The sequence below is a fragment of the Promicromonospora sp. NPDC057488 genome, from assembly GCF_042802395.1.
Taxonomy (GTDB): Bacteria; Actinomycetota; Actinomycetes; order Actinomycetales; family Cellulomonadaceae; genus Promicromonospora.
On record NZ_JBHVEG010000004.1, the window covers coordinates 34,355 to 61,063 of the forward strand.

Here is a 26,709-nt window from a genome sequence, read left to right on the forward strand (position 1 = left end):
CTGATGACGAACCTCCTGATCCACCCTTCGCGAGGCGCTAAGGACGGGCGCGAGAATCTGAAGCGTTCGCTCGATAAGCAGGTAGACATCAGCGACGCCGTCTTCGACGCCACGCTGACCACCCAGCAGAAGACTGAGCTGCTTCGCCTGCATCCCGACGGCCAGGTCCGGTTCTGGGGGACCTACGACACCAACCGAGACAAGATCGAGCGGATCCACGAGGGCGACGCCGTGATCTTCACCGGGCAGGGTGCCGTGTGGGCGATCGGCGCCGTGGGCTTCCGGTTCGAGAACGACGAGTTCGCACAAGCGCTCTGGCTCACCCACCCTGAGAAGGGCGCCTACCAGCACGTCTACAGCCTGTCCCGGTTCGAAGAGGTGCAGATCCCGTACGAGGTGCTGAATGGCCTGCTTGGCTACAAGGAGGCCTTCAACTTCCGACGGATGCTCGTTCACGAGGGCGACACCGCGGACAGGGTCATCGAGGAGCTCGGGATCCAGCTCCCGACGCCCGCGGCCGCGACATATATCGGCCGCGACGACCAGCTGGCGGAGGAACTTGAGTCCGACCCGAAACGACCGCTCCAAGCGATCGAGAGCCTCACGACCCACGAAGTGGTGGTCACGACCACCGCGAGCACACGGGTCATCCTCCGGGGCGAGAACGCGCTCGTCCAGGCATACGCCGCGACGTTGCCCGACGACGTGAAGTTCGGACGCACGAGCACCGCGGCCGGCGTCACAGACCTCCAGGTCGTCTCCGACGGAACCCACGAACTGATCGAAGCGAAGAGCGCCGCCGACACACGTTGCGTCCGCCAAGTTCTCGCGCAGCTCCTGCACTACGCGACGAGCGCCGAGCCGGCACCCGACGTCGTATCCGGGCTGTTTCCCGAACGCCCCAACGACAGCCTGACCTCCCTCCTCCACTCCTACGGGATCGACGTGCTCTTCCGTGTCGGTGTCGGAGAGTTCACACGCGTTCCCGCGCCCGCCACGCGGCGTGAGCTGCTTCGTGGCTTCTGGGTCTAGGCGCCGGACCTGAAGATGAAGAAGATGACGAAGGAGTCGATCGCCAACGAGGTGATGCGGCTCTTGTATGCGGCCCCGGTCAGGACGTCCTCGGGCTCGACCGTCGTCAGTGAGGCGCTGGACCGGATCCATGTTGCGCTCACCGGGCGTCAACCATTCCACGGGATGACCGCCCATCAGAAGACAGCGGCAATCCTCGAGGCGCTCGACCTGACGTACGACCCGCACTGGGACACCAGCGCCGGGTCGACCGTGACCGTGCGTGCCTACTCCCGCATGCTCGTCGGGCTAAGCAAGACGCCGCGGTGCTTCGTACTCAGCGCAACCGACGTAGTCGCCGACGGCGCCAGCGATAGCGACCAGAATCTCTACTACCCCTATGACTCGACCTTCCTCGGCACGACGTCGTTCAACGAAGCCGGACCAGGAACGCTGGTGCTCTTCTACGACGAGGGCATTGGCAGCGAGAACCCGATGAGCTACACAGGCACGGCCCGCATCGAGTACATCGCCCCAGGGTGGCAGGGCCCATGGACTGCAGAGCTGAGCGGGTACCAGGAATTCCATACGCCTGTTCGCGCTGATTGGGCAGAGATCAGCAACAGGCACATCGGCAACGTGATCACTCCGATCTCCTGGCCGGAGTACCAGGGCATCGTCGCTGAGGGCACTGGCGCTCGTCCGGACGCCCATGACCTGGAAGACAGCCTTGACGCTGGGGGCAGGCGCGCTGCAGAACGTGTGACCACGGACTTCCCGGCGTCTGAGATGAAGGTCGTTGGTGATCTGGTTCCTGCTCGTCGCGCGAACGGCCACCTGGAGCCGTCGCCGGAGCGCGAACCCGCGTACACCGAGGGACCGGCCGCGGAAGGCTCCGTCCGCGTCCCCTCGCGGCCGCGCACAACAAGCGACCGCGAACGCGACAAGATCGTCGAAGAACGTGCGGTCGCTCTGGCCACGCAGCACCTCGCAAACCTGGGCTGGACGTTCGTCGCCGACCGCCAGAAGGACGGCTGTGGATATGACCTCGAATTCAGCGATGGCTCCCGAGTCATACACCTAGAGGTTAAGGGCATCCAAGGCCCCCGCCTGGAGTTCAACCTCACCGCCAAGGAGTGGTGGCGCGCGCGCACGGACCGCGACTTCGTCCTGGCCGGCGTCACCGATGTACTGAACCCGGTGAAGGCCAACGTGCGCCTCCTCGGCCCGGAAGAGATTCTCGCTGCCGATCGCGCGGCGACGCAGTTCCGGATAGTGATCAAGGACCACTGAGGCTCGGCGGTTGGGCCTTTCCGGCCGGCACGCCCAGCGGTAACCCCACGGAATCACTGGCACACAGCGAGCACCTATGCACACCTACAGCACCAACTGCAGCCGCGCTGTCGCACCGAATGGCACGCGACGAGACCCAGCGGCTAACCGATGAAATTCTCCGGTTCATAATCCGCGGGTTCCGGGTTCGATCCCCGGGGGGCCCACCCGACCGCAGGTCAGAAACCGTTCCCGACCTGGGGTGCCCGCGTTGTTGGGTTCAGGTGCGACCTATCTGATGTCGGTTCACGGTGGCACCTGCTCGATCCGGGTCCAGCCCTTCCAGCCCCGCTCCTCCAGGAGAGCGATGATCCGTCTGCCGCCCGGTGACTCGGCAGGCAGCGCGTCCAGCAGGTCCACGAACGGCTGGTCGAGGCCGTCGTCGTCGGCCTGGACCACCTCGCCGGCCTCGACGGCCCGGCGCGCGAGCCGCTCCATGACGTCGACGATCTCGACGATCCGAGCGTCGTCGACCGGCGAGCGGACGGCTTCGTTGATCAGCTTGTAGAGCTGCACCGCGTCGGGGTCGTCCAGCTCCCTGTGCTTCATCGCCATGACGTCGTCGATCTCGTGGGGCAGTCGGGCCGCCATCATGATCCAGGCGTCCCGCTCGAGCACTATGTACCGCTCGTCGACCCCGAGGCCCCGCAGGCGTTCGAGATAGCCCAGGACGCTCTGCGGGAGCGCCAGGCTCTCCCCGGCCGCCAGCCTGGCGATCCTCCTGCGGTTCTCCCGCAGACGCCGCATCTCGGAGCGCAGCTTCCTGTCGATCTCCTCGACGGCTCGGGCGAACTCCTCCGGGGAGGCGTCGAGCAGCTCGTGCACCCTGGCCAGCGGAACGCCGGCGTCGGCAAGGGTGCGGATCCGGATCAGCCGGACCAGCGCGGCGGCGTCGTACGTCCGGTAGCCGGAGCGGTCTCGCTCCGGTTCCGGAAGCAGCCCGATCTGGTGATAGTGCCGGACCGCCCGCACCGTCACCCCGGCGTACGACGCCACCTGGCCGATCGTCAGCATGCTGCTCAGCGTGCCCTACGAGATCTTGCGGCGGTAGGCGGCCATGGCGAAGTAGTACGTGATCACGAGGATCCCGACGCACCAGCCCAGGGCTACCCAGATGTCGGTGCCGACCGGCTGCTGGGCCAGGAGGGCGCGGATCGTGTCGACGATCGAGGTGACCGGCTGGTTCTCGGCGAACCAGCGCAGCGGGCCGGGCATGGTCTCCGTGGGCACGAACGCGGAGCTGAGGAACGGCAGGAAGATGAGCGGGTACGAGAACGCGCTGGCGCCGTCGACGGACTTCGCGGTGAGCCCGGGGATGACCGCGAGCCAGGTCAGCGCGAGCGTGAACAGGACCAGGATGCCCGCCACGGCGAGCCAGGCCGGGAGGCCCGCGCCGGAGCGGAAGCCCATGAGGAGCGCGACCAGCACGACGACGGCGATCGACACGAGGTTGGCGACCAGCGACGTCAGCACGTGCGCCCACAGGACCGACGACCGGGCGATGGGCATGGACTGGAACCGCTCGAAGATGCCGCCCTGCATGTCGATGAACAGCCGGAACGCGGTGTAGGCGATACCCGAGGCCACGGTGATGAGCAGGATGCCGGGCAACAGGTAGTTGACGTAGTTGTCCGTGCCGGTGTTGATCGCTCCGCCGAAGACGTAGACGAACATCAGCATCATCGCGATCGGGGTGACGGCGGTGGTGATGATCGTGTCCATGCTGCGCACGATGTGCGTCAGGGAGCGTCCGGTCAGGGCGGCGGTGTCGCTGAAGAAGTGCGTGCTCATCGCCGGCCCTCACTGGTCGTGCCGTTGCCGACGATGGCGAAGAAGACCTCTTCGAGGGTGGGCTGCTTCTCCACGTACTCGACCTTGGCGGGCGGCAGCAGGGCCTTGAGCTCGGCGAGGGTGCCGTCGACGATGATGCGGCCCTGGTGGAGGATCGCGATCCGGTCGGCGAGCTGTTCGGCCTCGTCGAGGTGCTGGGTCGTGAGCAGCACGGTCGTGCCGCCGTCGGCCAGTGCCTTGACGGTTCGCCATACCTCGACGCGGGCCTCGGGGTCGAGGCCCGTCGTCGGCTCGTCGAGGAAGATGACCGCCGGGTCACCGATCAGGCTCATCGAGATGTCGAGACGGCGGCGCATGCCGCCGGAGTAGGTGGCGGCCCTGCGTTCGCCGGCGTCGGTCAGGGAGAAGCGGGCGAGCAGGTCGTCGGCGATCTTGCCGGGGTTGCTGAGGTGCCGCAGCCTCGCGACCAGGATCAGGTTCTCGCGCCCGGTGAGGATCTCGTCGACGGCGGCGAACTGGCCGGTCAGGCTGATCGACTTCCGCACCTCGGCGGCGTGCGTGGCGACGTCGTAGCCGTTCACGCTCGCGGTGCCGGCGTCGGCCTTGAGGAGCGTGGACAGGATCTTGATGACGGTGGTCTTGCCGGCCCCGTTGGAGCCGAGCAGGGCGAAGATGCTGCCCCGTGCCACCTCGAGATCCACGCCCTTCAGGACCTCCAGGTCCTTGTACGACTTCTCCAACCCGTGCACGTGGATAGCGGGCGCTCCCGCGCCGGCTCCGGGACTCGTTCCGATGTCCGTTCGAGTGTTCATGCGACGAGGATGTGGGGTTGACCCTGCGTCAGGGTCAACCCCTCCTGTTTGTCCTGGCGGGCACCCCGGCCCGGTCGTATCGTCGGGTCCCGATGAACCTCGGACGCACCCACCTGATCGATCCCCGGCTCCTGCCCCTCGTCGAGCCGACCAGCGAGTTCTACGCGAACCGCCCGGCCGGACAGGGCCCGGCGAACATGGACGAGCTGCTCGCCGTGCGCGCCCGGCTCAGCAACCCTGCCCCGGCGGACCCGCCGGCGGTCGAGGAGGTCGCGAGCACCGGCGGCCGCAGCGTCCCCGTCCGCATCCACGAACCGGTCGGCGCGCCGAGCTCCGGTGTCGTCCTCCAGCTCCACGGCGGCGGGTTCTACATGGGCTCGGCGGCCGGCGGCGACGTCCGCAACCGCAGGCTCGCCGACGCGCTGGGCGTCACCGTCGTCGGCGTCGACTACCGCCTGGCCCCCGAGCACCCCTGGCCCGCGGCCCCGGACGACTGCGAGACCGCCGCGCTCTGGATCATCGAGCACCTGGCGGAGCGCTTCGGGACCAGCAGGTTCGCGATCGGCGGCTTCTCCGCCGGCTCCACGCTCGCCGTGACCACGCTCCTGCGCCTCCGGGACCGGGGCGTGACCGCCGTCGACGCGGCCGTGCTCCAGTTCGGGACCTACGACCTCAGCGCGCGGACGCCGGCCGGTCGCCTCATCGCCGACGAGTTCTTCATCGCGGCGTACGCGGGCGATGCCCCGGACCGCACCGTCCCGGACCTCTCGCCGGTCTACGCCGACCTGACCGGGCTGCCGCCGGTCCTCATGGTCGTCGGCGAGGCGGACATCCTGCTGGCGGACAACCTCACCATGGCCGCGCGTCTCTCGGCCGCCGGCGTCGACGTCGACCTCCGCCTCTACCCGGACGCCCCGCACGCGTTCACGGGGCACCCGACGCCCATGGCGCAGGCCGCGCTCGACGACATCGACTCCTGGCTCGAGGGGTACCTCGGCTCGCGCTAGGCGGCTGGACCGGTCGCCCCGGGCGACATCGCGCGGCAGTTCTTTCCGGCGTCCTACCTCCGCCACGCGAAAAAGGTCGCCCACCCACCTCCACAGAAGACTCTTACGCCGCGCATACCCTGGCCTGTACCGTAGTCGCCCACCCGAACGCCGAGGGGCCCACATGGCACAGCTAGACCGTCGCACATTTCTGGCAGGCGCCGCCGTGGTCGCATTCGACCCGGCCGACTCCCGGTGGCTGAGCAGCCTCCCGGAGAACTCCACCGCGATTCAGCTCCCCCACCTCGACGGCGAGCTCGTCATCGACGAGGACGCCCTCACCGAGGCCGCCACCGACTACGGACACCTGGTGCACCGCCGCCCTCGCGCGGTGCTGCGCCCCGGCTCGGTCGCCGACGTCGTGACCCTCGTGCGGTTCGCCAACGAGCACGGGATCGTCGTCGCCGTGCGCGGTCAGGGCCACTCGACGTTCGGCCAGGCGCAGGCCGACGCCGGCGTCGTGATCGACTCGCGCACCCTCGCCACCGTCCACGAGATCATGCCCGGCCACGCCGTGGTGGACGCGGGCGTCCAGTGGCTCGACCTGGTACGTATAACGCTCAAGGACGGCGTCGCACCCCCGGTGAGCACCGACTACCTGGGCCTCTCCGTGGGCGGGACGCTCTGCGTCGGCGGCATCGGCGGCGCCTCCCAGCACCACGGGATGCTCGTCGACAACACGCTCGAGCTCCAGGTCGTCACGGGCGACGGCCGGCTGGTCACCTGCTCCGCCGACCACGAGCCCGAGCTGTTCGAGGCGGTGCTCGGCGGGCTGGGCCAGTTCGCCATCATCGTGCGCGCGACGGTGCGGCTGGTGCCCGCGCCCGCCATGGCGCGCGTCTACACGCTGACCTACCCCGGGATCACCGACCTGACCGCGGCCCAGCGGACCGCGCTGGCCGACGGCCGCTTCGACTACCTGGAGGGCCAGCTCGTCCCGACGGACGACGACGACTTCGCCTTCGTCCTGGAGGGCGGTGCCTGGTACACCGCCGAGCCGCCCGACGACGAGGCCGTGCTGGCCGGCATCGAGCCCACCGGCGTCGACGTCGCGGACGTGCCGTACTTCGAGTGGCTGAACCGGATCTACGAGACCGTGGAGCAGATCGAGGCGCTCCGCCTGCCCGGGCCCTGGCTCAACGTCCTCATCCCGGACGCCGCCACCGACGAGATCGTCACGGAGCTCCTCACCACGCTCACCCCGGCCGACGCCGGCGGCGTGGCCCTGCTCTACCCGGCCAGGAGCTCGCTCGTCACCCGGCCCCAGGTGCGGGTCCCGGACGGCGAGGTGTTCTTCCTCCTCGCGCTCCTGCGCGCGGTCAGCCCGCCCGACGACGCCGAGGCCGAGCGCCTGATCGCCGACAACGACGCGCTCTACGCCCGTGTCCTCGCCGCCGGCGGCACGCAGTACCCGGTCAACGCCCTGCGCCTGACGCCCGCCGGCTGGCGCACCCACTACGGGGACCGCTGGCCGGCCGTGCTGCGCGCAAAGGAGCGCTTCGACCCGCACGGCGTCCTGACCCCGGGGCAGGGCATCTTCGAGCCGCTCAGCAGAGCGCCTGGTACTCCTTGAGCCCCTCGACCGTCGAGGCGACGTCGAGCTCGATCTGCTCCTGCGTGCCGTCGTCGAGGGACTTCTGCAGCTGCAGGAACGGGACCCGCACCTTCTGCACCGGGCCCTGGAACTCCTCCGGCACACGGGACTCCAGGCGCCCGAGCTCCACCGCGATCGCGTGCATCTGATCGGCCGCGGTGACGTCGAGCCCGTCGCTCGCGCCGACGAGCGCGGTGCCGATGCGCTCCTCGAGCGTCTTGTCGCCCTTGACGTACATGGCGGCGCACGCCTCGTTCGCGTCGAGGGGCGCGTCCCGGTCGGCCGCGGTGGCGGTCGCGCCGCCCGACGGCGTCGCGCTCGCCCCGCCGTCAGCCGCCGGGTCCTCGCCGTCGGCGGAGCAGCCGGCGAGGACTACGAGGAGGAGCGTCGCGGCGGCGAGCGCCCCGCGGGCGCGGGTCGCGCGCGGTGCAGGTCGAACCATGGCGCACATGTAACCACCTGGCGCTGAGAATCTGCATCCGGCGGGTTTCGCCCGGGTGGCCGACGCGGCGCCCTCGGGGCCGGGTGGTGAACGGCCCTGGAACTCTCCTCGAATTCGCACCGCGGCGCCGGGAAGGCCTCCGTCAGCGGCTAACGTGGCGAGCAGAGCCGCAGATCCGGAGGTCAGCATGGCCGCTCGTCCCGCAGTCGTCGCCCACCGTGGGTACTCCGCGGTGGCACCGCAGAACACCCTCGCCGCCATCGAGGCCGCCTGCCACGCGGGCGTGGACCACGTCGAGATCGATCTTCAGCCCACCGCCGACGGCGTGGGCGCGGTGATCCACGACGAGACCGTCGACGCCACCACCGACGGGACCGGCAAGGTCTCCGCCCTCACCGCGCAGGAGGTGCTCGGGCTCGACGCCGGGGCGCGTTTCTCGCCGGCGTTCTCGGGGCAGCGCGTCCCCACGCTCGACGAGGTGCTCGCGGTGCTGGCCCGGCACCCCGGGACCAACCTGCTGCTGGAGCTGAAGGGCGCGTGGGACGCCGAGCAGGTGGAGCGGGTGGTGGCGACCATCGACGCCGCCGGCTTCGACGGCCGGGTCCTGGTGCAGAGCTTCTGGCCGGGCACGGTGGCCACGGTGCGCGACGTCGCACCCCACCTGCCGGGCGGCCTGCTCGTCTCGTTCGACCCGCCCGGGCTGCTGCGCCTGTGCGAGCGCCTCGGCGTCGTCGCCTGCAACCCGTCGGTGGCCACGATCGCGGGCAGCCCGCGCCTGGTGTCCCGCCTGCACGCAGCGGGCCTGCAGGTCATGTCGTGGACGGCGAACGACCCGGAGGCGTGGACCACGCTGATCACCGCCGACTCCGGCGTCGGCGTGGACGGCATCATCACCGACCGGCCCGAGCGGCTCACGGGGTGGCTCGCGGGCCGCACCGGCCAGGCCGCCGCCCTGCCCGTGCCGGGCCGGGGCGGCATCCGGCTGCGCGGACGGCGGCCCGCCCCGGCGCGTCGCCTGGCCGTGGGCCGGGCGTAAGCCCGCTCAGGCGCGGTGCAACCAGCCGTGCAGGCGGCGGGTCACCCAGGGCAGCACCCAGTAGGCCATGATCGGCGTCAGGATCAGCGTCGAGACCAGCACCTTGAGCACCAGGGGGACGTCGTCCCAGCCCGGCACCAGGTAGGTGAACAGGGCGGTGAACAGCAGGTTCACCGGGAAGAACCCGAGCCAGATGCTGGTGGCCTGCTTCCACCGCGGCGGCACGACGACGGCGGCGACGTCGGCCGGCTCGTCCACCCGCGTGGGGTCCTCGAACCAGCCCTCGATGCCCGTGCGCTGCTGGTAGCGCAGCTCCTCGACGAGGCCGGTGCCCTGCGCGAGCCAGTCCCGCCGCTCGGCCGACTGCTCCCAGGCGGCGAGCCGCTCGGCGTCGGCGAACCGGTAGAGCATGTGCCAGTCGCGGGAACCCTCGGCGGCGCGGATCCAGCCCGAGCCGAGGAACCCGTCCCAGCGGTTGGCGAGGTTGACGCCCGACTGCACCCAGCGGGTGACCTCGGGGACGTGCTCGGGGTGGACGATGCGGTGGATGGACACGGTCACGGGTTGTCCGGCGGGGGTGGGCACGGATCCGTTCGCGGCCTGATCGTGATGGGCCATGCCCGAAGTCTGATACATGGCCCCGGACCCATCAATGTGAGCGCACACACCCCAGGTTGTCCCGCCTTCACGGCTCGGCCACCGTCCCTGCGCGGTTTTTGTGAGCCATACCTCCGGTCGGGGGGTTCCGCAACTCGTGGACGGTCGTTCAACATTAAACGTTGCCGCGAAGAACTCACCCCCTGGGCCTTCGAGCCGGGTTCTTCGCGGCAACTGCCATGACCCGTGCCCTGGCACGCGCCGTGGCCAGACAGCAGCCGGAGCATTCTTCACCGTCCCCCAGAGGGGAACTCCCCTCACGGTGTCGCCCGTGCCCAGCCGCAGAACGGAAGCCCGCGTGCCCCAGACGCCGAAGCCCGTCGCGCACACCGCGTGCCTTGCCCCTGTCCCCGAGCCCATGGAGCGCCCTTGAGGCACGGAGACCACGCCCTCGTCCCCCGCCGCACGCGGCGCCCGGGCGCACAGGGTGCCCACGCCGCCGTCCCGGCCGCGGGGCACACCGCACGATCCGCCCGGATGGTGCGCCGCTCGTCCTTCGCGGTCGCGGCGGCACTCACGACGGTGGCGCTGACCACCACCGCGGCGGTCAGCTTCACCGGCGACGGCGGCGACGCCGTCGCCTCGGCCGCCGAGAAGGTCGCCCAGCCGGCCACCCAGCCCGTAGCCATCACCAGCGCGGTCGTCACGGACCCCGAGGTGCGGTCCGCCTCCGAGAAGGCGGACGCCGTCCTGACCGACGCCGACTACGTGACCCGCGAGGGCGACCTCAACTCCAAGGAGCGCCGGAAGCTCCGGGCCGCCACCAGGGAGCTCCGCGGCATGGTGAGCGAGGCCCGCGACGCCGCCGTCACCGCCACGGGGCTGCGGCAGAACACCGCCGCCTCTCGGAGCACCGAGCGCGCGTCGCTCGCCGACCGCGCGGCCGACGCCTCGGCCTCGGCCGGGAGCGCCACCACCGATGACGCCGCCCGCGACACCGCGGCCGACGCCACCGATCCGACGAACCTGGCCGGCGCGTCCGCGAGCGTCGCCCCGCTCGGCGGGCAGCAGACCGAGAGCCTGCCCATCCTCGCCACCCCGCTCGCCGACTCGGTCGTGAGCACCGCGGCGGCGAAGGAGTCGGAGCAGGCGGAGAGCTCTGCCGACGCCGAGGACGACAAGGCCGCCGCGGAGAGCGCGGCGGGGGCGCCGTCGGCCGACCGGATCGAGAAGGTGACGACGTCGCTCCAGCGGCTCATCACCAAGACCGACGGCGACGCCGTCGTGTCGGTCGACCCGGGCCCCACGCCCGAGGAGATCGCCGCCGCGAAGAAGGCCGCCGAGGAGCGGCGTGAGGCCCGTGCCGAGCGCCGGGCCGAGCGCAAGGCCGAGGAGGCCCGCGAGAAGGCGGCGGCGCGCGCCAAGGAGATGTCCAAGGCCGCGAAGAACTACGGCAACGGTCAGATCCCGGGGAGCGTGCTCTGCAAGCTGAGCTTCGCCTCGGGCGAGCGGCTGCGGTGCGACGCCGCGGTTGCGCTCGAGGACCTCAACCAGGCGTTCCACGGCAAGTTCGGCCGGAACCTGAAGCTGACGGACGGCTACCGCTCCTACAGCGAGCAGGTGGCGGTCGCCGCTTCCCGCGGCGCCCTGGCCGCGGTGCCCGGCACGTCGAACCACGGCCTGGGCCAGGCCGTGGACCTGTCCGGCGGCATCCAGTCGTTCGGCAGCGCCGAGTTCCGCTGGATGCAGGCCAACGCCGGGAAGTTCGGCTGGAAGCACCCCGGCTGGGCACAGGCCGGCGGCAGCAAGCCGGAGGCCTGGCACTGGGAGTACGGCACGAAGTACTGAGCCGCACGCCCGAGCCCGGTCCCGCACCGGGAAGCCCGACCACGAACCCCGGGTCGCGAAGCCTCGCTTCGTGACCCGGGGTTCGTCGGTTCCGGGACGTCCGGTCCCGGGCGTTCGGTCCGGGGGGGTTCAGTCCCGGGCGTTCAGTCCCAGCCGAGCTCGTGCAGCCGCTCGTCGTCGATCCCGAAGTGGTGGGCGATCTCGTGCACCACGGTGACGGCCACCTCCTCCACGACGTCCTCTCGCGTCTCGCAGATCGCGAGGGTGGGGTTCCGGAAGATCGTGATGCGGTCGGGCAGAGCGCCCGCGGCCCACATGTGGTCGCGCTCGGTGAGCGGCACCCCCTCGTAGAGGCCCAGCAGCTCGGGATCGTCCGCGGGCGCGTCGTCCTCGACGAGCACCACCACGTTGTCCATCTGCGCCGCTAGGTCGGGCGGGACGAGGTCCAGCCCCTCGCTGACGGCCGTCTCGAAGTCTTCCCGCGTCATCTCCACCACGCACCCATCATCCCCGACCGGCGACACGTCCAGGACTAGGCCTCGACGTGCGGGAAGGGGGTCGAGCGCCTGTAGACTTGCCCGGTCTTGGCCCCCATCGTCTAGCGGCCTAGGACCCCGCCCTTTCACGGCGGTAGCACGGGTTCGAATCCCGTTGGGGGTACGAAGGGGCTCGCTCGAGCCAGGTTTCGACCGCTGTGAGGCAGGTCATCCCAGCAGGGTCCGGATCTGATTTCAGGATCTGGCCCAGGGTGGGTTAGGGTACTCACGGTTCGAAACGAGCCCCCCGGTCGCGGGTAGCGACCATGGCCCTGTAGCGCAGTTGGTTAGCGCGCCGCCCTGTCACGGCGGAGGTCGCGGGTTCAAGTCCCGTCAGGGTCGCGCGAGAGGCGCCCGGATTGTCGGTCTCGACTATCCGGGCGTTCGCGCTAGGGCTCTGTAGCTCAGTTGGTAGAGCGTTCGACTGAAAATCGAAAGGTCACCGGATCGACGCCGGTCGGAGCCACAGCGAAAAACCCCCGGAACCCTTGAGGTCCGGGGGTTCTTCATTTCTCCGGTCCTGAGGTTCCGCCGCACAGGAGCGCGGCACGCGCCCGCGAGCCGGTCGAGATGCCGGTCAGGGCCTCACGGTCGCTGTCTCGACGGGTGTCCGGAGGGGGACTTGAACCCCCACGCCCTCAAACCTCCTCCAGCGAGTTCCGCAGGATCCGGCGGTCGAGATCGTCAGGACTTCTTGGGAAGTGAGGCCCCTCGGCTTTCCGGACCGGCGTCACGTGCGTGTTTCCAGCTTCAGGCAGATCCGGCCGGAAACCTTCTCCGGCGAGCCAACTTCCGACGCCGCTCCCCAGCCGTCGCGAACACCGCGCCCAGCCACCTCCAAGGTAATTCCTTCCACCAATTTTTCATTGCCGCGTGATCCTCTTCATGCCTTTTCCTGGAAGCCACGCCGCGCCAGGAATTGCCCCATGAGCTCTTGGCCTGTTGAGTTGTCTTCAGCGGCGCAGGCCGAAACCGGCGGCACGGGAGGGGCAGATGATCGACGACGTGAAGTTCGACGACCAGACAGGACCGGCAGGAAGCACTCCCGCAGGCGCTCCAGGACCCGACAGGCCGGCCTCGCTCGGCAAGCTGGTCGAGCAGGTCTCCGAGCAGGCCTCCCGGCTCGTGCGCGCCGAGATCGCGCTCGCCAAGGCCGAGCTGGCCGAGAAGGCCAAGAAGTCCGGCATCGGCGTCGGGCTGCTCGTCGTCGCGCTCCTGATCTTCGCCTACGCCGTCGGCGTGCTGCTCCTGGCAGCCGTGTACGGCCTGGGGACGGTCTGGCCCCTCTGGTTGTCGGCTCTCGCCATCGGCGGCTTCATGGTGCTCGTGGTGGCCATCCTGGCGCTCGTCGGCGCCCAGCTCCTGAAGAAGGCCACCACCCCGCCCGAGAGCGTGCAGCGGGTCAAGGACGACATCACGTCCATCAAGGAAGGGATGCAGCGATGAGCACTCCGACACCGCCGCCCAGCAGCAGCGAGCTCGAGGCCGAGGTGCTCCGCACCCGCGCGGACCTCGCCGCCACCATCGACGAGCTCACCACCCGGCTCAGCCCGGGCTACCAGGCCTCACGCATCGCCCACGAGGCCAAGCAGGCCGCGAGCGACGCCGGAGCGATGGCCACCGGCAAGTTCGGGGACAAGAACGGCCCGGCGCAAGATCCGCGCCGGGCCCGCAACGCCAAGGTTGTGATCGGTGCCGCCATCGGCCTGGTGGCCATCGGCACCGCTGTGGTCGTAACCGCTGTGCTCAGGCGCGCGCGGGGCTGAGCTGGGGGGCAGCACCCGGCGCGCCTTCGTCCTACCTGCCGACCAATCCGTCAACGACGCCCGACTAGTTGTCGGTGTCGCCCGAGCTGTCCGCTGCCGCACCGAGCAGCGCCCGAACCTCGGACTCCTTGTAGCGGCGGTGACCGCCAAGTGTCCGGATCGACGAGAGCTTTCCCGCTTTTGCCCAACGCGTTACTGTCTTGGGGTCAACACGGAACAAGCTCGCTACCTCGGCAGGCGTGAGCAGGACCTCGGATTCTCCGTGGATGGACATCCCCGCACCTCCTCCGGAACGGTGCCGGCCTGGCCGTACCAGGCGGTTGACGACACCCGCTCTTGCACCATTGTTAGCAGCAAACGGGATTTAGGCGACTTGGGGACGGGGTTTATTCCCTCACTTTCTCCGCCACTCGCCACGCGCGCCCGTTTCGGGCGAGTCTCGGACACGTGCGACACACGGACACCACCTTTTGGTCCACACCTCTGCACAGCCTGGGGATCACCGCGAGTCCATGCCCGAACGCCGATCGCGCACCCGCCAGGAGTCGGCAAAGCGCGGAATTGGCAGTCGGCAGACTCGAGGCGGCCCGTCCGGGCCAGGGCGCCCCGGACGCCGCCCGACCACGGCGCCAGCCTGCTCGACATCAAGTAAAAGTCAAGACATGGTCAGACACTCGGTACAAACGGGTCGCCACGCCGGACCGGACGACTGGAATGTCACAGCGGCGGATGGGACGAATCACGTCCACGGACTGGAAGAAACGCTGTACCAGCATGTAACGTTGGAACCTGGACAGACGAAACGCTACGGGGCCGCACGTCCATGCACGGTGCCGCCCCGCTCCTACGTTGAGGGGGGTCGGAGCCATGGGCCGCGGCCGTCAGAAGGCTAAGCAGACCAAGGTTGCTCGCGAGCTGAAGTACTACAGCCCGGACACCAATTATCACGCCCTCGAGCAGGAGCTCAGCGGAGCCTCCCATACAGATGTTGCGACGCAGTCGCGATGGGATTCCTCGGAGGACGAGGAGTACGACAACAGGTACTCCGACTGGGCAGAGCAGGACGACAACAAGCGCTGAGGGTGCCGGCGCCTTCGCGCCGGCCCCGCGTCCGCTTCTCGGTCAGGACCAGCCACCGCCTCAGGGGCGGTAGTCGTTCACCAGCCTGACCGCGCCGCCGGACACGCCCTTCGTCCCCGCGACCAGTTCTTCGTGCGCCGTCGAGGCGTCCAGGGTCTCTACGCTGCCCAGCGTCCATGCCGGCACGCCGAGTGCGGACAGTCGCGCCAGCGCGGCGTCAGCGCCCTCTGCGCCGACCACGGCCACCATGCCGACGCCCAGGTTCAGCGTGTTCTCCAGGTCGCGCCGCGGCACGCCGCCGAGGCTCCGCACCAGCTGGAACACGGCCGGGACGTCCCAGGACGCACGGTCGACCGTCGCCACGAGCCCTGCGGGGAGCACGCGCGCCAGGTTCGCCGCGAGCCCGCCACCCGTGACATGGGTGAAGGCGTGGACCTGCGCCGCCTCGTCCGCGGCCAGCGCCAGGCAGTCCGAGGCGTAGACGCGCGTGGGCTCCAGCAGCTCCTCGCCGAGGGCCCGCCCGAGCTCGTCCACGTGCCGGTCCAGCGCCCAGCCGGCCTGCTTGATCACGGCGCGCACCAGGGAGTACCCGTTGGAGTGCAGGCCGCTGGAGGCCATTGCGATCAGCACGTCACCGGGCTGCACCCGGTCCGGGCCCAGCACCTTGTCGGCCTCCACGATGCCCGTGGCGGCACCCGCGACGTCGTACTCGTCCGGGTCCAGGAGGCCCGGGTGCTCGGCCGTCTCGCCGCCCACCAGGGCGGTGTCCGCCACCTCGCAGGCCTGCGCGATGCCGCGCACGATGTCCGCGATGCGCTCCGGGACCACCTTGCCCGTGGCGATGTAGTCGGTCATGAAGAGGGGCTTGGCGCCCATCACCACGATGTCGTCCACGACCATGCCCACCAGGTCGAACCCGATGGTGTCGTGCTTGTCCATGGCCTGGGCGATCGCGACCTTGGTGCCGACGCCGTCGGTCGACGTGGCGAGCAGCGGCGCGCGGTACCCCTTGAACGCCGACAGGTCGTAGAGGCCGGCGAAGCCGCCCACGCCGCCGAGCACGGCGGGGCCCTGCGTGCGCCGCACGGCGTCCTTCATGAGTTCGACGGCCTTGTCGCCCGCCTCGGTGTCCACGCCTGCGGCGGCGTACGTCAGGCCTTCGGAAGTCACTGGTGCTCCTGCGTCGTTCGGGTGGTGTACGTGGGGATCACGGGTGGTCGAGCGCGGTCGAGCCGCCGGTGCTCACGGTGAGCTTCGTGAGCCCGTCCTCGGGCTGGCCGAGCGGCAGCTCCGCCTGCTCCAGCAGGTGCTTGCCCAGCTGGTCGTCCGGGGGCAGCTCGATCGGGTACTTGCCCGTGAAGCAGGCGGCGCACAGCTGCGAGCTGGGCTGCTCGGTCGCGGCGATCATGCCCTCGGTGCTGATGTAGCCGAGGCTGTCGGCACCGAGGGACTGCCCGATCTCCTCGACCCCCAGGCCGTTCGCGATGAGCTCGGCCCGCGACGCGAAGTCGATGCCGTAGAAGCAGGGCCACTTGACCGGCGGCGACGAGATGCGCACGTGCACCTCGGCCGCGCCTGCCTCCCGCAGCATGCGGATCAGCGCGCGCTGGGTGTTGCCGCGCACGATCGAGTCGTCCACGACCACCAGGCGCTTGCCCTTGATGACCTCGCGCAGCGGGTTGAGCTTCAGGCGGATGCCGAGCTGCCGCAGCGTGTCGGACGGCTGGATGAACGTGCGGCCGACGTAGGCGTTCTTCGTCAGGCCCTGGCCGAACGGGATGCCCGACTCGGCGGCGTAGCCGACGGCGGCCGGCGTGCCGGACTCCGGCGTCGGGATCACGAGGTCCGCCTCGACGGGGTGCTCGCGTGCCAGGGTGCGGCCCATCTGGACGCGCGCGGCGTGCACCGAGCGCCCGTTGATCGTGTTGTCGGGCCGGGCCAGGTACACGTACTCGAAGACGCAGCCGGCCCGCTCCGGCTCGGCGAACCGCACCGAGCGCATGCCGTCGGCGTCGATGCAGATGAGCTCGCCGGGCTCGACGTCACGCACGTAGGAGGCGCCGACGATGTCGAGGGCCGGGGTCTCGCTGGCGACCACCCAGCCGCGGTCGAGGCGGCCGAGCACGAGCGGGCGCACGCCCTGCGGGTCCCGGGCCGCGTACAGCGTGTTCTCGTCCATGAACACCAGGGAGAACGCGCCGCGGAGGCGCGGCAGCACCTCGAGGGCCGTGGCCTCCAGCGTGTGGTCGGCGTCGCCCGCGAAGAGCGCGGTGATCAGGGCCGTGTCCGTGGTGTTGCCGCGGGCGAGCTCGCCCCGGCGCTGCGCGCCGTAGCGCTCCGCGACGAGGTTGACGAGCTCGGCCGAGTTGGTCAGGTTGCCGTTGTGGCCGAGGGCCACCGTGCCGGACGCCGTGGCGCCGAGCGTCGGCTGGGCGTTCTCCCAGGTGACCCCACCGGTGGTGGAGTACCGGCAGTGCCCGACGGCGATGTGTCCGGTCAGGGCGTTCAGGGCGGTCTCGTCGAAGACCTGGGAGACGAGTCCCATGTCCTTGTAGACGAGGATCTGCTCACCGTTGCTGGTGGCGATGCCCGCGGACTCCTGTCCGCGGTGCTGCAGGGCGTACAGACCGAAGTACGCGAGCTTGGCGACCTCTTCGCCGGGTGCCCAGACCCCGAAGACGCCACATGCGTCCTGGGGGCCCTTCTCGCCGGGCATGAGGTCGTGGTTGAGTCGGCCATCTCCGCGCAGAGGCATGATCCGAGTATCCCACGCGGCCGGAACGAAGTTGCCAGCCGGTTCTGTGACCTCTGTGTCAGCGCCCGCGCAGGCTCCGGCGGTCCGCGATCACCGCGAACAGGCCGGCCAGCAGCGTGGTCACCGTCGTGACGAAGGCGGTCAGCACCGTGACGTAGACGCCGGGCTTCATCAGCGCCGTGCCCGAGGGCGTGCTGACCAGGTAGAACGACAGCGCGAGGCCGAGGATGATCCCGACCAGCGCACCGGTCAGGAAGAACGCCTTGTACCGCGGGGCACGGCGTACGGTCGTCGGGTCGACGACGTCACGCACCTCCACGTCGTCGGAGGACTCGCGCGATGCCTGGGTTTCACTCACCCGACCAGGGTACGCGCCGCCCGGCGCCGAGATAGAACCGCAGCGAGGTAGAACCCTGGCGAAGCAGAACCGCAGCGCACCCGGGGAGGGATGCGCTGCGGTTCTACTTCGCTGCGGTTCTATCTCGGCGGGAGGGGCTAGCCGATCAGCTTCCAGGGGCCGTGCTTCTTGAAGCCCGGGATCTGGAGGATCGTCGGCCGGGTCGCCTCGTAGACCTTGCCCTTGTAGGACACCTGGTCGCCCCACCAGTAGAGCTTCCACGGCACCCATGCGGGAGCCTGCGGCTCCTCGGGGGTCGTGGCCTCGACGGTGATCGGCAGCCGGGCGGTGGTGCCCGACGGCGTCGCCGTCACCACGAGCTGGTAAGCGCCCGCCGTGGTGCCGGCCGGGACCGTGACGGAGGCCGACGTCGCACCGTTCGCCACCGGGCTGGTGCCGAGCGAGACGCCGTCCGCGGGCTCGCCGCCGGACGGGACCAGGAAGGTCTCGACCGACGTGTTCTGCGGGGCGCCCAGCGAGGTCAGGTCCAGACCCGACAGGCTGACGTCCGTCGAGGCGCCCGCCTCGACCGTGCCCGGCAGGGCCGCGGCGACCGTGCGGGTGCGGGCGAAGCTCGGCGTGACCGGGGACGAGTCCTTCAGGTACGTGATCCAGGCGTCGCGGTCCACCAGGCCCGAGTCACGGCCGTCCGTGCCCTCGGTGAAGGCCCGGAAGTTGTCCCCGCCCGAGATCAGGAACGAGAACGTCGCGATGCGGTACTCCGCCGCGGGGTCCACCGGCACGCCGTCGATGGTGATCGACGAGACGTTGTCGCCCGGCGTCGCGTTCGGGTCGGCCGTGGTCGTGGTGTACGACACGTTGTCGGACAGCCCCAGCGCCAGGTACGGCCGCGAGGGCCGGTTGCCGTTGGCGTCCGTCTGCCACTGCTCCTCGAGCAGGGTGTCGAGCTGAGCGCCGGTGAGCGTGATCGTCCACAGGTTGTTGACGAACGGCAGCACCGCGTTGGCCTCGGCGTAGGTGATGATCCCGTCCTCGCCGAAGTAGAGCTCGTTGCGCAGGCCGCCCGGGTTGACGACGCCGATGTCGGCGCCGCCCCGCTCGTCCGCGGCGAGCGAGTCGCGCAGCGAGTCGGCCACGAGGTTGCCGAGCGCCGACTCCGACGCGCGGTCGTCCCGGTTGCCGCCGGCGTAGACGCCGTCGGTGTAGGAGCCGCCCGAGAACGCGGTGGTGACATCGGCCGTGACCTCGCCGATCGGCTGGGCGCCGATCTCCTCGGCCTTGGCCAGCGCGGCGTCCACGATCGAGTCGACCTCGGCGACCGCCGGGTACGTCGCGATCAGCTCGGCGGCCGGGGTGGCGGTGCGCGCGACGTTCTCGACCTTGTAGCCGGTCACGTCGAAGGACTCGGTGTCGACGGTGAGCGAGACGTGGCCCAGGAACTCGCCGTAGTTGCCGGTCTGGATGATCGGGCGGGTCTCGCCCTCGGCACCCGGGACCGGGGCGTCCCACGCGTACTGCTTGTGGGTGTGGCCGGTGAAGATGGCCGCGACGCGCGGGTCGGTCTGCTGCACCAGGTCGGCGAACGGACCGCCGGCGGCGATCTCCTCCTCCAGCGTGGCGCCGTCGGGCGTGCCCGCGCTCGCGCCGTCGTGCGCGAGGGCCACGACCACGTCCGCCTCGCCGTTGGCGGCGTCGCCGTCCAGCAGCTCGTCGGTGACGCGGTTGAGCGCCTCGACCGGGTCGCCGAACTCGAGGCCCTCGATGCCCGAGGGCGTGACCAGCGTGGGAGTCTCCTCGGTGACCACGCCGACGAAGCCGACGTCGACGCCGTTCACCGGGACCACCTGGTACTCCGGCAGGGCGGGCTCGCCCGTGGCCTCGTCGTAGACGTTGGCCCCGAGGTAGTCCCAGTCGGCGGCGTCGGCGACGCGGCCGGTGAGGTCGGACATGCCCTGGTCGAACTCGTGGTTGCCCACGGCCGAGGTCTTCAGGCCGAGCGCGTTCAGCACGTCGATCGTGGGCTGGTCCTGCTGCAGCGCGGAGGCGAACAGCGAGGCGCCGATGTTGTCACCAGCGGAGATGAACGCCGTGCCCTCGGGGTTCTGCGCCCGCAGCTCCTCCACGGTGCCCGCGAAGTTCACCGTGTTGTTGTCGATGCGGCCGTGGAAGTCGTTGATGGCCACGAGGTCCAGGTCCACCGAGCCGGGCTCGGTGGTGGTGTCGCCCAGGTCCAGACCGACCAGGACAGGGTCGTGGTCGGACGACCGGAACGGCGTCTCGTCGTACAGGATCGTCGCGTTGTAGTTGTACCGGCTGTACTCGTTCGCCACCGGCTCGTACGCGTTGATGTTCCAGATGTCCGCGCCGGACACGGCCTCGGCGGCCGCCGGGGAGGCGAGCACGTGGTCGAGCGAGCCGACCATGCCGTCGAAGTTGTAGGTGTACTCGCCGGTGGTGGGACCGAGGTCCGTGTAGCCGGCGTCGGTGAGGACCTGGATCGGGTCCTCCTTCTCGTAGGCGTTGAAGTCGCCCACCAGCAGCACCTTGTCGGTGCCGGCCGCGGTGGCCTGGTCCTCGGCGAAGGCCGCGAGCGAGGTCGCCTGGCGGGTACGGGACTCGTTCGAGGCACCCTGGCCGTCGCCCTGGTCCGCGTCGCCCGGCCACGGGCCGGCCGAACCCTTCGACTTGAAGTGGTTGGCGATCACGACGACGTCGTCACCCGCGTCGGCGGCGCCGTCCGCGGGCTGGAAGGTCTGGGCCAGGGGCTGACGGGCGTTCTGGAACGCCTCGTCGCCGATGAGGATCGTCGAGTCGCCGACCGGCTCCGCCGTGGCGGTCCGGTAGATGAAGGCGTTGCGGATGACGTCCTCGGCGTCGGGCACCTCGGCCGGGGAGGCCGCGTAGGCCCACGTGCCGGCGCCCTCGGCGGCGTTCAGGGCGTCGACCAGGTCGGACAGCGCCTGGTCGCGCTCGCCACCGAGCGACGCCGTGTTCTCGATCTCCAGCAGGGAGACCACGTCGGCGTCCAGCGCCGAGATCGCCGCGACGATCTTGGTCTGCTGGCGCTGCAGGTCCTCCTCCTCGGCCGCGCCGCGGGCGTCGCAGCCGCCCGAGACGGTGACGGGGTCACCGGCGCGGTCGGTGTAGTAGGTGCAGCCCGTGAGCTCGTCGCCCGTGGTGGTGAAGTAGTTCAGCACGTTGAACGTGGCGACCTTCAGGTCACCGCCCACCTCGGCGGGCGCGTCCTCGCGCGTGTTCTCGAACGTGGCCGGCTGCACGGCGTCGGCGACGTCCGGCGTCAGGTGCGACGTCGGCTGGAAGCCCCACGCGTCGAACCGGTAGTCCAGGACGACGGGACGCGTGAACGTGACGCCCGCGCCCACCCGCAGCGGCGCGCCGCCGGTCAGGTAGGGCAGCGGCTTCGACTTGTTCGCGGTCGAGTTGTAGTTCGTGGACGAGCCGTCGTCGAGCAGCACGGCGCGCGCCGCGTTGTCCGCGACCTGCGCGTCGTACTCCGCCGACCCGGGCCGCCCGGCCGTGGTGGGCTGCACCAGCGGGCTGTCGCCCGCCGCCAGCCCGACCGTGCCGTAGTAGTTGGTGTCGTAGTTGTCCGTCACCGTGAACTCGCCCTCGGGCGCGAGCAGCATGCCCTCGAGCGCCTCGCGGCCGGCCTCGTCGGCGGGCCAGGCGGTGACGGTCGGCTCGACGGTCGCGGGCTCGTCCAGGACGGTCCATCCGCCCGCGGACGGCGTGAGCTCCGTCAGGCCGTTGAACTCCGAGACGGTGCCGGTGACCTCCACGTGGTCGCCCGCCGAGAGGTCGGCGGCGGCCGCCGCGGAGAACACGAAGACGGCGTCCGACGCACCCGGCGTCGGGTCCTCGCCGCCGCCGGTGCCGGCGGTCTGCAGGTAGAGGCCGTTGAAGCCACCCGTCGGGTAGACGGCGGTGACGACGCCCTGCGTCGTGACGGTGTCGCCGACGAGCGGGCTGGTGCCACCGGTGCCCTGGATCTCGGCGATCGGGGTGACCTCGCCGGGCTCGGTCGGCTCCGACGGCTCGGGCTCGGGCTCCGAGCCCTCGCCGTTGGTGGGGGTCACCTCGGTGCTGAACACGAAGTCCGCCGAGTTGTCGCCCGCGTCGCCCGTGCGCTCCAGCGAGCCGACCACGCCGGTGCCCTGGCCGGCCGGGCCCTGGGCGGTCTCGAACGTGTCGGCGATGCCGTAGCCGAGCAGGTCGACGACGCCCGCGGCGCCCTCGGCCGGCACGGCGCCCTTGGCGGGCGTGACGGCGGAGGCCTGCGACGCGAGCGCGATCACGCCGGCCGTACCGCTCGGGTTGAGGCTGCCGACGGCGTCGGGCGTGGGGAGCGCCTCGCCGTTGGCCGCGTTCGACCCGCCCTGGACCAGGTAGTGGCCGCCGGCGGCGATGGTGCCGCTCAGGGCGGTGATCCCGGAGAACGTCGCGCCCGTCGCGGACTTGTACTGGACCGACCAGCCGTCGACGCTGACGGGCTCGTCCGTCGGGTTGTAGAGCTCCACGAACTTGTTGCGGTACGGCTGGCCGGAGCTGCCGCCGACGAGGTACGCCTCGCTGATGACGACGTGCCCGGAGTCCGGGCCGTCCTCGGCGGCCGCAGGGGCGGCGACGGCCGCCGTCGCGGGCACGGTGAGCGCCGCGGACAGGGCCACTGCGACCGCGGTCGTTCCACGGGGTCGGGGGTGCTGACTCGGGGACCGGAGCGTGCTGGGTCTCACGCTGACTCCTTCTGCAATAGCCGACCGGGGCCGGGGTGGAGTGCACTGTTGCTGGACGTCTTGCTCGGCGGCATCGCCGCGGCCGGGCGCGCGTCAGTTGCGCAGGCGGTCCGGCACGAGCGGCACCAACCAATCACTGCATCGTGAACCGGCGGTTACGGACGGACACCCGCCGGGAAAACTGCGGTCCCGGCGCCGGGTGAACCTGCCCGCGGCCGAGCCACGAGATCGACGCCGAGGCTAGCGGGTGCCACCGACATCCACGGTGCGGTACACGCCGACGGCGCCGGGTTCACCCGCCGGTGGCCGGGGGCCCCGGCTCGGCGCCCGACGCGGACGCCGCCCGGCGTCCGGCCGTCAGCGGCAGCAGGTGCGAGATGTCGGAGCGGTCGCCTGAGGCCCGCACCCGCCCGTCCGCGACGACGTCCGCCCAGGTCAGGGTGCCCGTGGCCAGGCCGAGCCAGGTCTCCGGGTCGGTCTCGACGACGTTCGGCGGGGTGCCGCGCGTGTGCCGCGGCCCGGCCACGGCCTGCACCGCGCCCGCGGGCGGGACGCGCACCTCCACGGAGTTCCCGGGCGCGACCTCGGCCAGCTCCTCCAGCGTGAACCGCACGGCCGTCGTCACGTCCTTGCGCTCCGCCTCGCCCCGGGCCCAGACGCCGACGGCGGCGCGCCCGGCGGCCGGGTCGGTCCGGCGCCGCGGGGGCACTACCGCACCGCCAGGAAGTCGCCGAGCCGCGTCCAGCCGGACTGCTCGAGGCTGGTGAAGTCGGTACCGGGCACCACGAACATGGCCTTGCTCGTGCCGTTCGACACCTCGGTCCCCGTCGGGTTGGGCGTCATGGTGCAGCTCGACACGCCCTCCCCCGCGGCGTCGTCGACCAGCACCAGGCAGGTGGAGGCGCCCCCGTTCGCCCGCGCCGCGTAGAAGGTGGCGCCGTCGTCCGCGCCGAGCCGGCGCGTGGTGGCGGCGTCCACGACGACCTCGTCGAGCACCGCGTCGGGCAGGACGTCCTCGGCCTGCTGCTCCTCGTCGAACAGCGACTCCAGCTCCTGCGTCCCGTCGGACGGCGTACAGGCGGTCAGCAGGGCGGCACCGAGCACGACGGCGACCCCTGCGCGCAACGTGGTACCTGGAACAGCACTGGTCATGGAGCCAGTATCGCGGACCGGTGCCTCAGTACCGGTAACCGTCGGGCACCCGGCCCTCGACCGCGAGCAGGTCGGCGGCCACGACCATCGGCAGCTCCTGCGAGGACACCGAGGGATACCGTGCGACCTGCACGACGTGCGGCTGCGCACCCGTCCGCACCGCGGGGACCGGCTGCGACAGCGGCCGGGCGGCGGGGGCGTGCCGCGGCCAGGGCTCCGACAGCGGCATCTCGTCCCGGACCTGGGGCCGCACCGGACGGCTCATCGGCGGGTACTCCGCGCGACGCGCGCGGCGCGAGACGTCGGCGGACGCGCGGCGCGGGGCCTCGGGCTGCGCGCCGCGAGGAGCATCGGGCGTCAGCGGCCGGGCCGCGGGCGGCTGCGGCTCCTGGGGCGCGGGTTCCGGGCGCGGCCGCGGGACGGGCCGCGGCCGGGGAACCGGGCTGGGCCGCGGGCTCGGGCTGGGTTCCGGGCCGGAGCCGGGCTGCGGGTCCGGGCCGAGCTCCGGGACCAGCTCCGGGCCGAGCCGCCAGGCCTCGGCGTCCGCTCCGGGCGCCTGCTGCCACGCGTCCGGGCCAGGTTCCGCACCCTGCCACGGTTCGTGGCTCGCCACCGGTTCGGGCCAGCGGTCCTGCTGCTCGCGCGGCCGGAGCTGGGCGGCGGGCAGGAACTGCGGCTCGTAGCTGCGCTCGGCCTCCGACTCGAGCAGGACCTCCGACCGGAAGCGCGCCTCGGACCGCAGGAGGGCGTCGTGGTCGAGGTCCGTTCGCGGACCCGGCTCGCCCGCGCGCCACGCCACCTGTGCCGCGCGGCGCGTGGGCAGGGGCGCGGACCCGCTCGGCGGGAACGTCGGGGCGGGCGTCTCCGGGGCAGGCACCGGCTCGGCGTACGACTGGGCCGGCTCGGCGTACGACGGAGCCGGCGCGGTGTACGACGGCGCCGGGCCGTCCGGGATCATGCCGCCCTCGACGGCTCCGTCCACAGCTCCATCCACAGACCTGTCCACAGGCCGGTCGGTGAGCTCGTCCGCTGCGGCGGCGGCCCGCCGTGCCGCTCGTCTGCCGGACCGGCTGGGCGCATCGACCACCCCGGCCGCGCGGCGGCCGCGGGCGGGTTCACCGGTCACGCCGGCCGCACCGAAGGCGCCGCCCGAGCCCGCGCTGCCCGAACCCGCACCGCCGGTCCCCGCCGCCCCGCTCGCACCGCCGGACCGGTTCGCACCAGCGCCACCGTCCGCACCGGCACCACCGGCACCACCGGCACCACCGGACCGGTTCCCGGCAGCACGCGACCGGCTCGCCGCGGCGTCCGGGAAGCCCGCGAACGGACCGCCTAGCGTGAACGTGACCCGGCGCGCGGCGACGTCGGCCTCGGCGAGCTGGACCCGGACCTCGTCCCCGAGCGGGAGCGCCTTGCCGACCACCCGCGCCCGGACGGCCGGGTCGCGCAGCACGACCTCGCCGCGCTGCAGCTCCTTGTCCGGCTGGTCGACGTCGACCACCACGGCGTCGAACTCCTCGCCCAGGCGGTCGGCGAGGAGCGACGCCTCGACGATGTTCACGCACTCGCGCTCGAACGAGGAGGACCGGCGGCCGGTCTCGGCCATCACGTCGGGCAGCCCGGGGAGCGCCGCCAGCACCCACTCGGGCACGGGCCGGCCGGCGGAGATCGCGAGGCAGACCTCGGCCGCGTACCGGTCCACCAGGCGGCGCAGCGGTGCGGTGACGTGCGCGTAGTCGGCGGCGATCGCGGCGTGCCGGGTGTTCTCGGGCGGCGGCACCGTGGCGCCGTCGGGGCCCCGCATGCCGAACGCGACGTACCCGGCGCCGCGGAACAGCGTGGTCGCCTCGTTGAGGAAGGCCGCGTGCTCGGGGATCCGAGAGACGAGCGTCGGGACGAGCTTGGCGTACGGCATGCTGTCCGGCCAGTCGATGCCGAGCGCGCGGGCCGTGCGGTGCAGCCGGGCCAGGTCGCGCGGGTCGGCCTCGGGCAGGGTGCGCAGGATGCCCACGCCCGCCTCACGCATGAGGTGGGCGGCCGCGATACCCGTGAGCAGCGAGATCTGCGCGTTCCAGTCCTCGACCGGCAGGTTGCGCCGGAACGAGAGCGTGTACGTGCCGTCCTCGCGCCGCTCCACCTCCTGCTCGGGCACGGAGAGCGAGACGCCGCCGCGCGCCAGCTCCAGCGACTGGCGCAGGCGGCCGACGTCGGCCAGGAGCTGCAGCGACTCGCTCGCCGTGCCGGCGTCGAGCGTCGACTGCACCTCGGCGTACGTGAGCCGCTCGCGGCTGCGCACGAAGGCGCGTTCCAGCGCGGCGCCCTTGATGATGCCGCGCGCGTCGAGGGTGACCGTCCACAGCACGGCCGGGCGGTCCTCCTCGGGCAGCAGGCTGGCCGCGCCCTCGGAGAGCACCTTCGGGTGCAGCGGCGTGCGGGCGTCGGGACCGTAGACGGTCATGCCGCGCCGGTGCGCCTCCGCGTCCAGGGCGCCGCCCGGCGTCACGAACGCGCCGACGTCCGCGATGGCGTAGTGCACCACGTAGCCCTCGCCGGACTGCTCCACGTGCACCGCCTGGTCCAGGTCCTTGGAACCGGGCGGGTCGATGGTGACGAACTCGATGTCGCGGCGGTCGGCGCGGCCCGCCGAGAAGCCGTTCTCGACCGCCGCCCGCGCCTCCTCGAGCACGTCCTGCGGGAACATCGCGGGCAGGCCGACCTCGGCGCGAAGAGCCGCGAGGGCACTGCTCACGTCGTCGGTGGCGGCGGGCGCGAGGCGCATCTGACGGATCGGCACAACTG

At 71.4% G+C, this 26,709-nt stretch carries 23 protein-coding genes and 3 tRNA genes; 12 read left to right on the plus strand and 14 right to left on the minus strand.

Going from position 1 to position 26,709, the window contains the following annotated elements; translation table 11 throughout:
* The first annotated feature begins 3 nt into the window (after window positions 1-3).
* Together ACFU5G_RS01615 and ACFU5G_RS01620 are read left to right on the plus strand one after the other, a co-directional pair.
* A complete protein-coding gene (locus ACFU5G_RS01615; protein ID WP_377240092.1) occupies window positions 4-1,032 on the plus strand; it encodes a hypothetical protein in 1,029 nt (342 codons plus the stop codon).
* A gap of 15 nt (window positions 1,033-1,047) precedes the next feature.
* Window positions 1,048-2,304: a DUF3883 domain-containing protein gene (locus tag ACFU5G_RS01620; RefSeq protein WP_377240094.1), complete on the plus strand. Its 1,257-nt coding sequence runs from the start codon at window positions 1,048-1,050 to the stop codon at window positions 2,302-2,304.
* Between the two features lie 285 nt (window positions 2,305-2,589).
* Here ACFU5G_RS01620 and ACFU5G_RS01625 read toward each other — a convergent pair whose 3' ends face one another.
* The 3 genes from ACFU5G_RS01625 to ACFU5G_RS01635 are packed head-to-tail and all read right to left on the minus strand — an operon-like array spanning window position 2,590 to window position 4,946.
* Window positions 2,590-3,357 carry a MerR family transcriptional regulator gene (locus tag ACFU5G_RS01625; protein ID WP_377240096.1) on the minus strand — a complete coding sequence of 256 codons (768 nt, stop codon included), beginning with the start codon at window positions 3,355-3,357 and terminating at the stop codon, window positions 2,590-2,592.
* Between the two features lie 15 nt (window positions 3,358-3,372).
* Complete coding sequence (locus ACFU5G_RS01630) at window positions 3,373-4,134, minus strand: ABC transporter permease (protein WP_377240098.1); 762 nt, start codon at window positions 4,132-4,134, stop codon at window positions 3,373-3,375.
* Entirely contained in the window at window positions 4,131-4,946 is an 816-nt protein-coding gene (locus ACFU5G_RS01635) for an ABC transporter ATP-binding protein (RefSeq protein WP_377240100.1), read from the minus strand. Before ACFU5G_RS01635 ends, ACFU5G_RS01630 begins: the two co-directional genes overlap by 4 nt.
* Before the next feature lie 92 nt (window positions 4,947-5,038).
* Here ACFU5G_RS01635 and ACFU5G_RS01640 point away from each other — a divergent pair, with 92 nt between their 5' ends.
* A complete protein-coding gene (locus tag ACFU5G_RS01640; protein WP_377240103.1) occupies window positions 5,039-5,953 on the plus strand; it encodes an alpha/beta hydrolase in 915 nt (304 codons plus the stop codon).
* Window positions 5,954-6,158: 205 nt separating this feature from the next.
* Window positions 6,159-7,565 carry an FAD-binding protein gene (locus ACFU5G_RS01645; protein ID WP_377240105.1) on the plus strand — a complete coding sequence of 469 codons (1,407 nt, stop codon included), beginning with the start codon at window positions 6,159-6,161 and terminating at the stop codon, window positions 7,563-7,565.
* On the opposite strand, the gene ACFU5G_RS01650 is transcribed toward ACFU5G_RS01645, so the two are convergent.
* Window positions 7,540-8,028 (minus strand): hypothetical protein, encoded by a 489-nt coding sequence (locus ACFU5G_RS01650; protein ID WP_377240108.1) that lies wholly within the window; start codon window positions 8,026-8,028, stop codon window positions 7,540-7,542. The two genes, ACFU5G_RS01645 and ACFU5G_RS01650, sit on opposite strands and share 26 nt — an antisense overlap.
* Before the next feature lie 187 nt (window positions 8,029-8,215).
* Here ACFU5G_RS01650 and ACFU5G_RS01655 point away from each other — a divergent pair, with 187 nt between their 5' ends.
* On the plus strand, window positions 8,216-9,064 hold the full coding sequence (locus tag ACFU5G_RS01655; protein ID WP_377240110.1) for a glycerophosphodiester phosphodiesterase: 849 nt from the start codon (window positions 8,216-8,218) through the stop codon (window positions 9,062-9,064).
* Window positions 9,065-9,070: 6 nt separating this feature from the next.
* On the opposite strand, the gene ACFU5G_RS01660 is transcribed toward ACFU5G_RS01655, so the two are convergent.
* Window positions 9,071-9,682 (minus strand): antibiotic biosynthesis monooxygenase, encoded by a 612-nt coding sequence (locus ACFU5G_RS01660; RefSeq protein WP_377240112.1) that lies wholly within the window; start codon window positions 9,680-9,682, stop codon window positions 9,071-9,073.
* 408 nt (window positions 9,683-10,090) lie between these two features.
* Between ACFU5G_RS01660 and ACFU5G_RS01665 the strand changes: the two genes are divergently transcribed.
* A complete protein-coding gene (locus ACFU5G_RS01665; RefSeq protein WP_377240115.1) occupies window positions 10,091-11,509 on the plus strand; it encodes a M15 family metallopeptidase in 1,419 nt (472 codons plus the stop codon).
* 143 nt (window positions 11,510-11,652) lie between these two features.
* On the opposite strand, the gene ACFU5G_RS01670 is transcribed toward ACFU5G_RS01665, so the two are convergent.
* Window positions 11,653-11,997 (minus strand): metallopeptidase family protein, encoded by a 345-nt coding sequence (locus ACFU5G_RS01670; protein WP_377240182.1) that lies wholly within the window; start codon window positions 11,995-11,997, stop codon window positions 11,653-11,655.
* A 99-nt stretch (window positions 11,998-12,096) separates the two neighbouring features.
* Between ACFU5G_RS01670 and ACFU5G_RS01675 the strand changes: the two genes are divergently transcribed.
* The 5 genes from ACFU5G_RS01675 to ACFU5G_RS01695 all read left to right on the plus strand — a co-directional run bounded on the left by ACFU5G_RS01675 (window position 12,097) and on the right by ACFU5G_RS01695 (window position 13,811).
* Window positions 12,097-12,169 (plus strand) — tRNA-Glu (locus ACFU5G_RS01675).
* 144 nt (window positions 12,170-12,313) lie between these two features.
* Window positions 12,314-12,387, plus strand: a tRNA-Asp gene (locus ACFU5G_RS01680).
* Window positions 12,388-12,438: 51 nt separating this feature from the next.
* Window positions 12,439-12,511, plus strand: a tRNA-Phe gene (locus ACFU5G_RS01685).
* A 527-nt stretch (window positions 12,512-13,038) separates the two neighbouring features.
* Window positions 13,039-13,491: a phage holin family protein gene (locus ACFU5G_RS01690; protein ID WP_377240118.1), complete on the plus strand. Its 453-nt coding sequence runs from the start codon at window positions 13,039-13,041 to the stop codon at window positions 13,489-13,491.
* Window positions 13,488-13,811 carry a DUF3618 domain-containing protein gene (locus ACFU5G_RS01695; protein ID WP_377240120.1) on the plus strand — a complete coding sequence of 108 codons (324 nt, stop codon included), beginning with the start codon at window positions 13,488-13,490 and terminating at the stop codon, window positions 13,809-13,811. Before ACFU5G_RS01690 ends, ACFU5G_RS01695 begins: the two co-directional genes overlap by 4 nt.
* Window positions 13,812-13,875: 64 nt before the next feature.
* On the opposite strand, the gene ACFU5G_RS01700 is transcribed toward ACFU5G_RS01695, so the two are convergent.
* On the minus strand, window positions 13,876-14,085 hold the full coding sequence (locus ACFU5G_RS01700) for a BldC family transcriptional regulator (protein ID WP_026365760.1): 210 nt from the start codon (window positions 14,083-14,085) through the stop codon (window positions 13,876-13,878).
* A 593-nt stretch (window positions 14,086-14,678) separates the two neighbouring features.
* Between ACFU5G_RS01700 and ACFU5G_RS01705 the strand changes: the two genes are divergently transcribed.
* Window positions 14,679-14,891 carry a DUF3073 domain-containing protein gene (locus ACFU5G_RS01705; RefSeq protein ID WP_377217428.1) on the plus strand — a complete coding sequence of 71 codons (213 nt, stop codon included), beginning with the start codon at window positions 14,679-14,681 and terminating at the stop codon, window positions 14,889-14,891.
* A 60-nt stretch (window positions 14,892-14,951) separates the two neighbouring features.
* Here the strand turns inward: ACFU5G_RS01705 and purM are convergent, their stop codons facing one another.
* From purM to ACFU5G_RS01740, 7 genes are all read right to left on the minus strand, one after another.
* Window positions 14,952-16,061, minus strand: a complete 1,110-nt coding sequence (gene purM, locus ACFU5G_RS01710) for a phosphoribosylformylglycinamidine cyclo-ligase (protein ID WP_377240122.1) — start codon at window positions 16,059-16,061, stop codon at window positions 14,952-14,954.
* A 37-nt stretch (window positions 16,062-16,098) separates the two neighbouring features.
* Window positions 16,099-17,646 carry an amidophosphoribosyltransferase gene (purF, locus tag ACFU5G_RS01715; RefSeq protein ID WP_377240124.1) on the minus strand — a complete coding sequence of 516 codons (1,548 nt, stop codon included), beginning with the start codon at window positions 17,644-17,646 and terminating at the stop codon, window positions 16,099-16,101.
* Window positions 17,647-17,704: 58 nt separating this feature from the next.
* Window positions 17,705-18,004, minus strand: a complete 300-nt coding sequence (locus ACFU5G_RS01720; RefSeq protein WP_377240126.1) for a hypothetical protein — start codon at window positions 18,002-18,004, stop codon at window positions 17,705-17,707.
* Window positions 18,005-18,141: 137 nt separating this feature from the next.
* Complete coding sequence (locus ACFU5G_RS01725; RefSeq protein WP_377240128.1) at window positions 18,142-22,692, minus strand: ExeM/NucH family extracellular endonuclease; 4,551 nt, start codon at window positions 22,690-22,692, stop codon at window positions 18,142-18,144.
* A gap of 358 nt (window positions 22,693-23,050) precedes the next feature.
* Window positions 23,051-23,467: a sterol carrier family protein gene (locus tag ACFU5G_RS01730; protein ID WP_377240130.1), complete on the minus strand. Its 417-nt coding sequence runs from the start codon at window positions 23,465-23,467 to the stop codon at window positions 23,051-23,053.
* Entirely contained in the window at window positions 23,467-23,910 is a 444-nt protein-coding gene (locus tag ACFU5G_RS01735; RefSeq protein ID WP_377240132.1) for a hypothetical protein, read from the minus strand. The genes ACFU5G_RS01730 and ACFU5G_RS01735 overlap by 1 nt, the downstream gene beginning before the upstream one ends.
* Before the next feature lie 25 nt (window positions 23,911-23,935).
* Complete coding sequence (locus tag ACFU5G_RS01740) at window positions 23,936-26,704, minus strand: RNB domain-containing ribonuclease (protein ID WP_377240134.1); 2,769 nt, start codon at window positions 26,702-26,704, stop codon at window positions 23,936-23,938.
* Window positions 26,705-26,709: the final 5 nt, after the last annotated feature.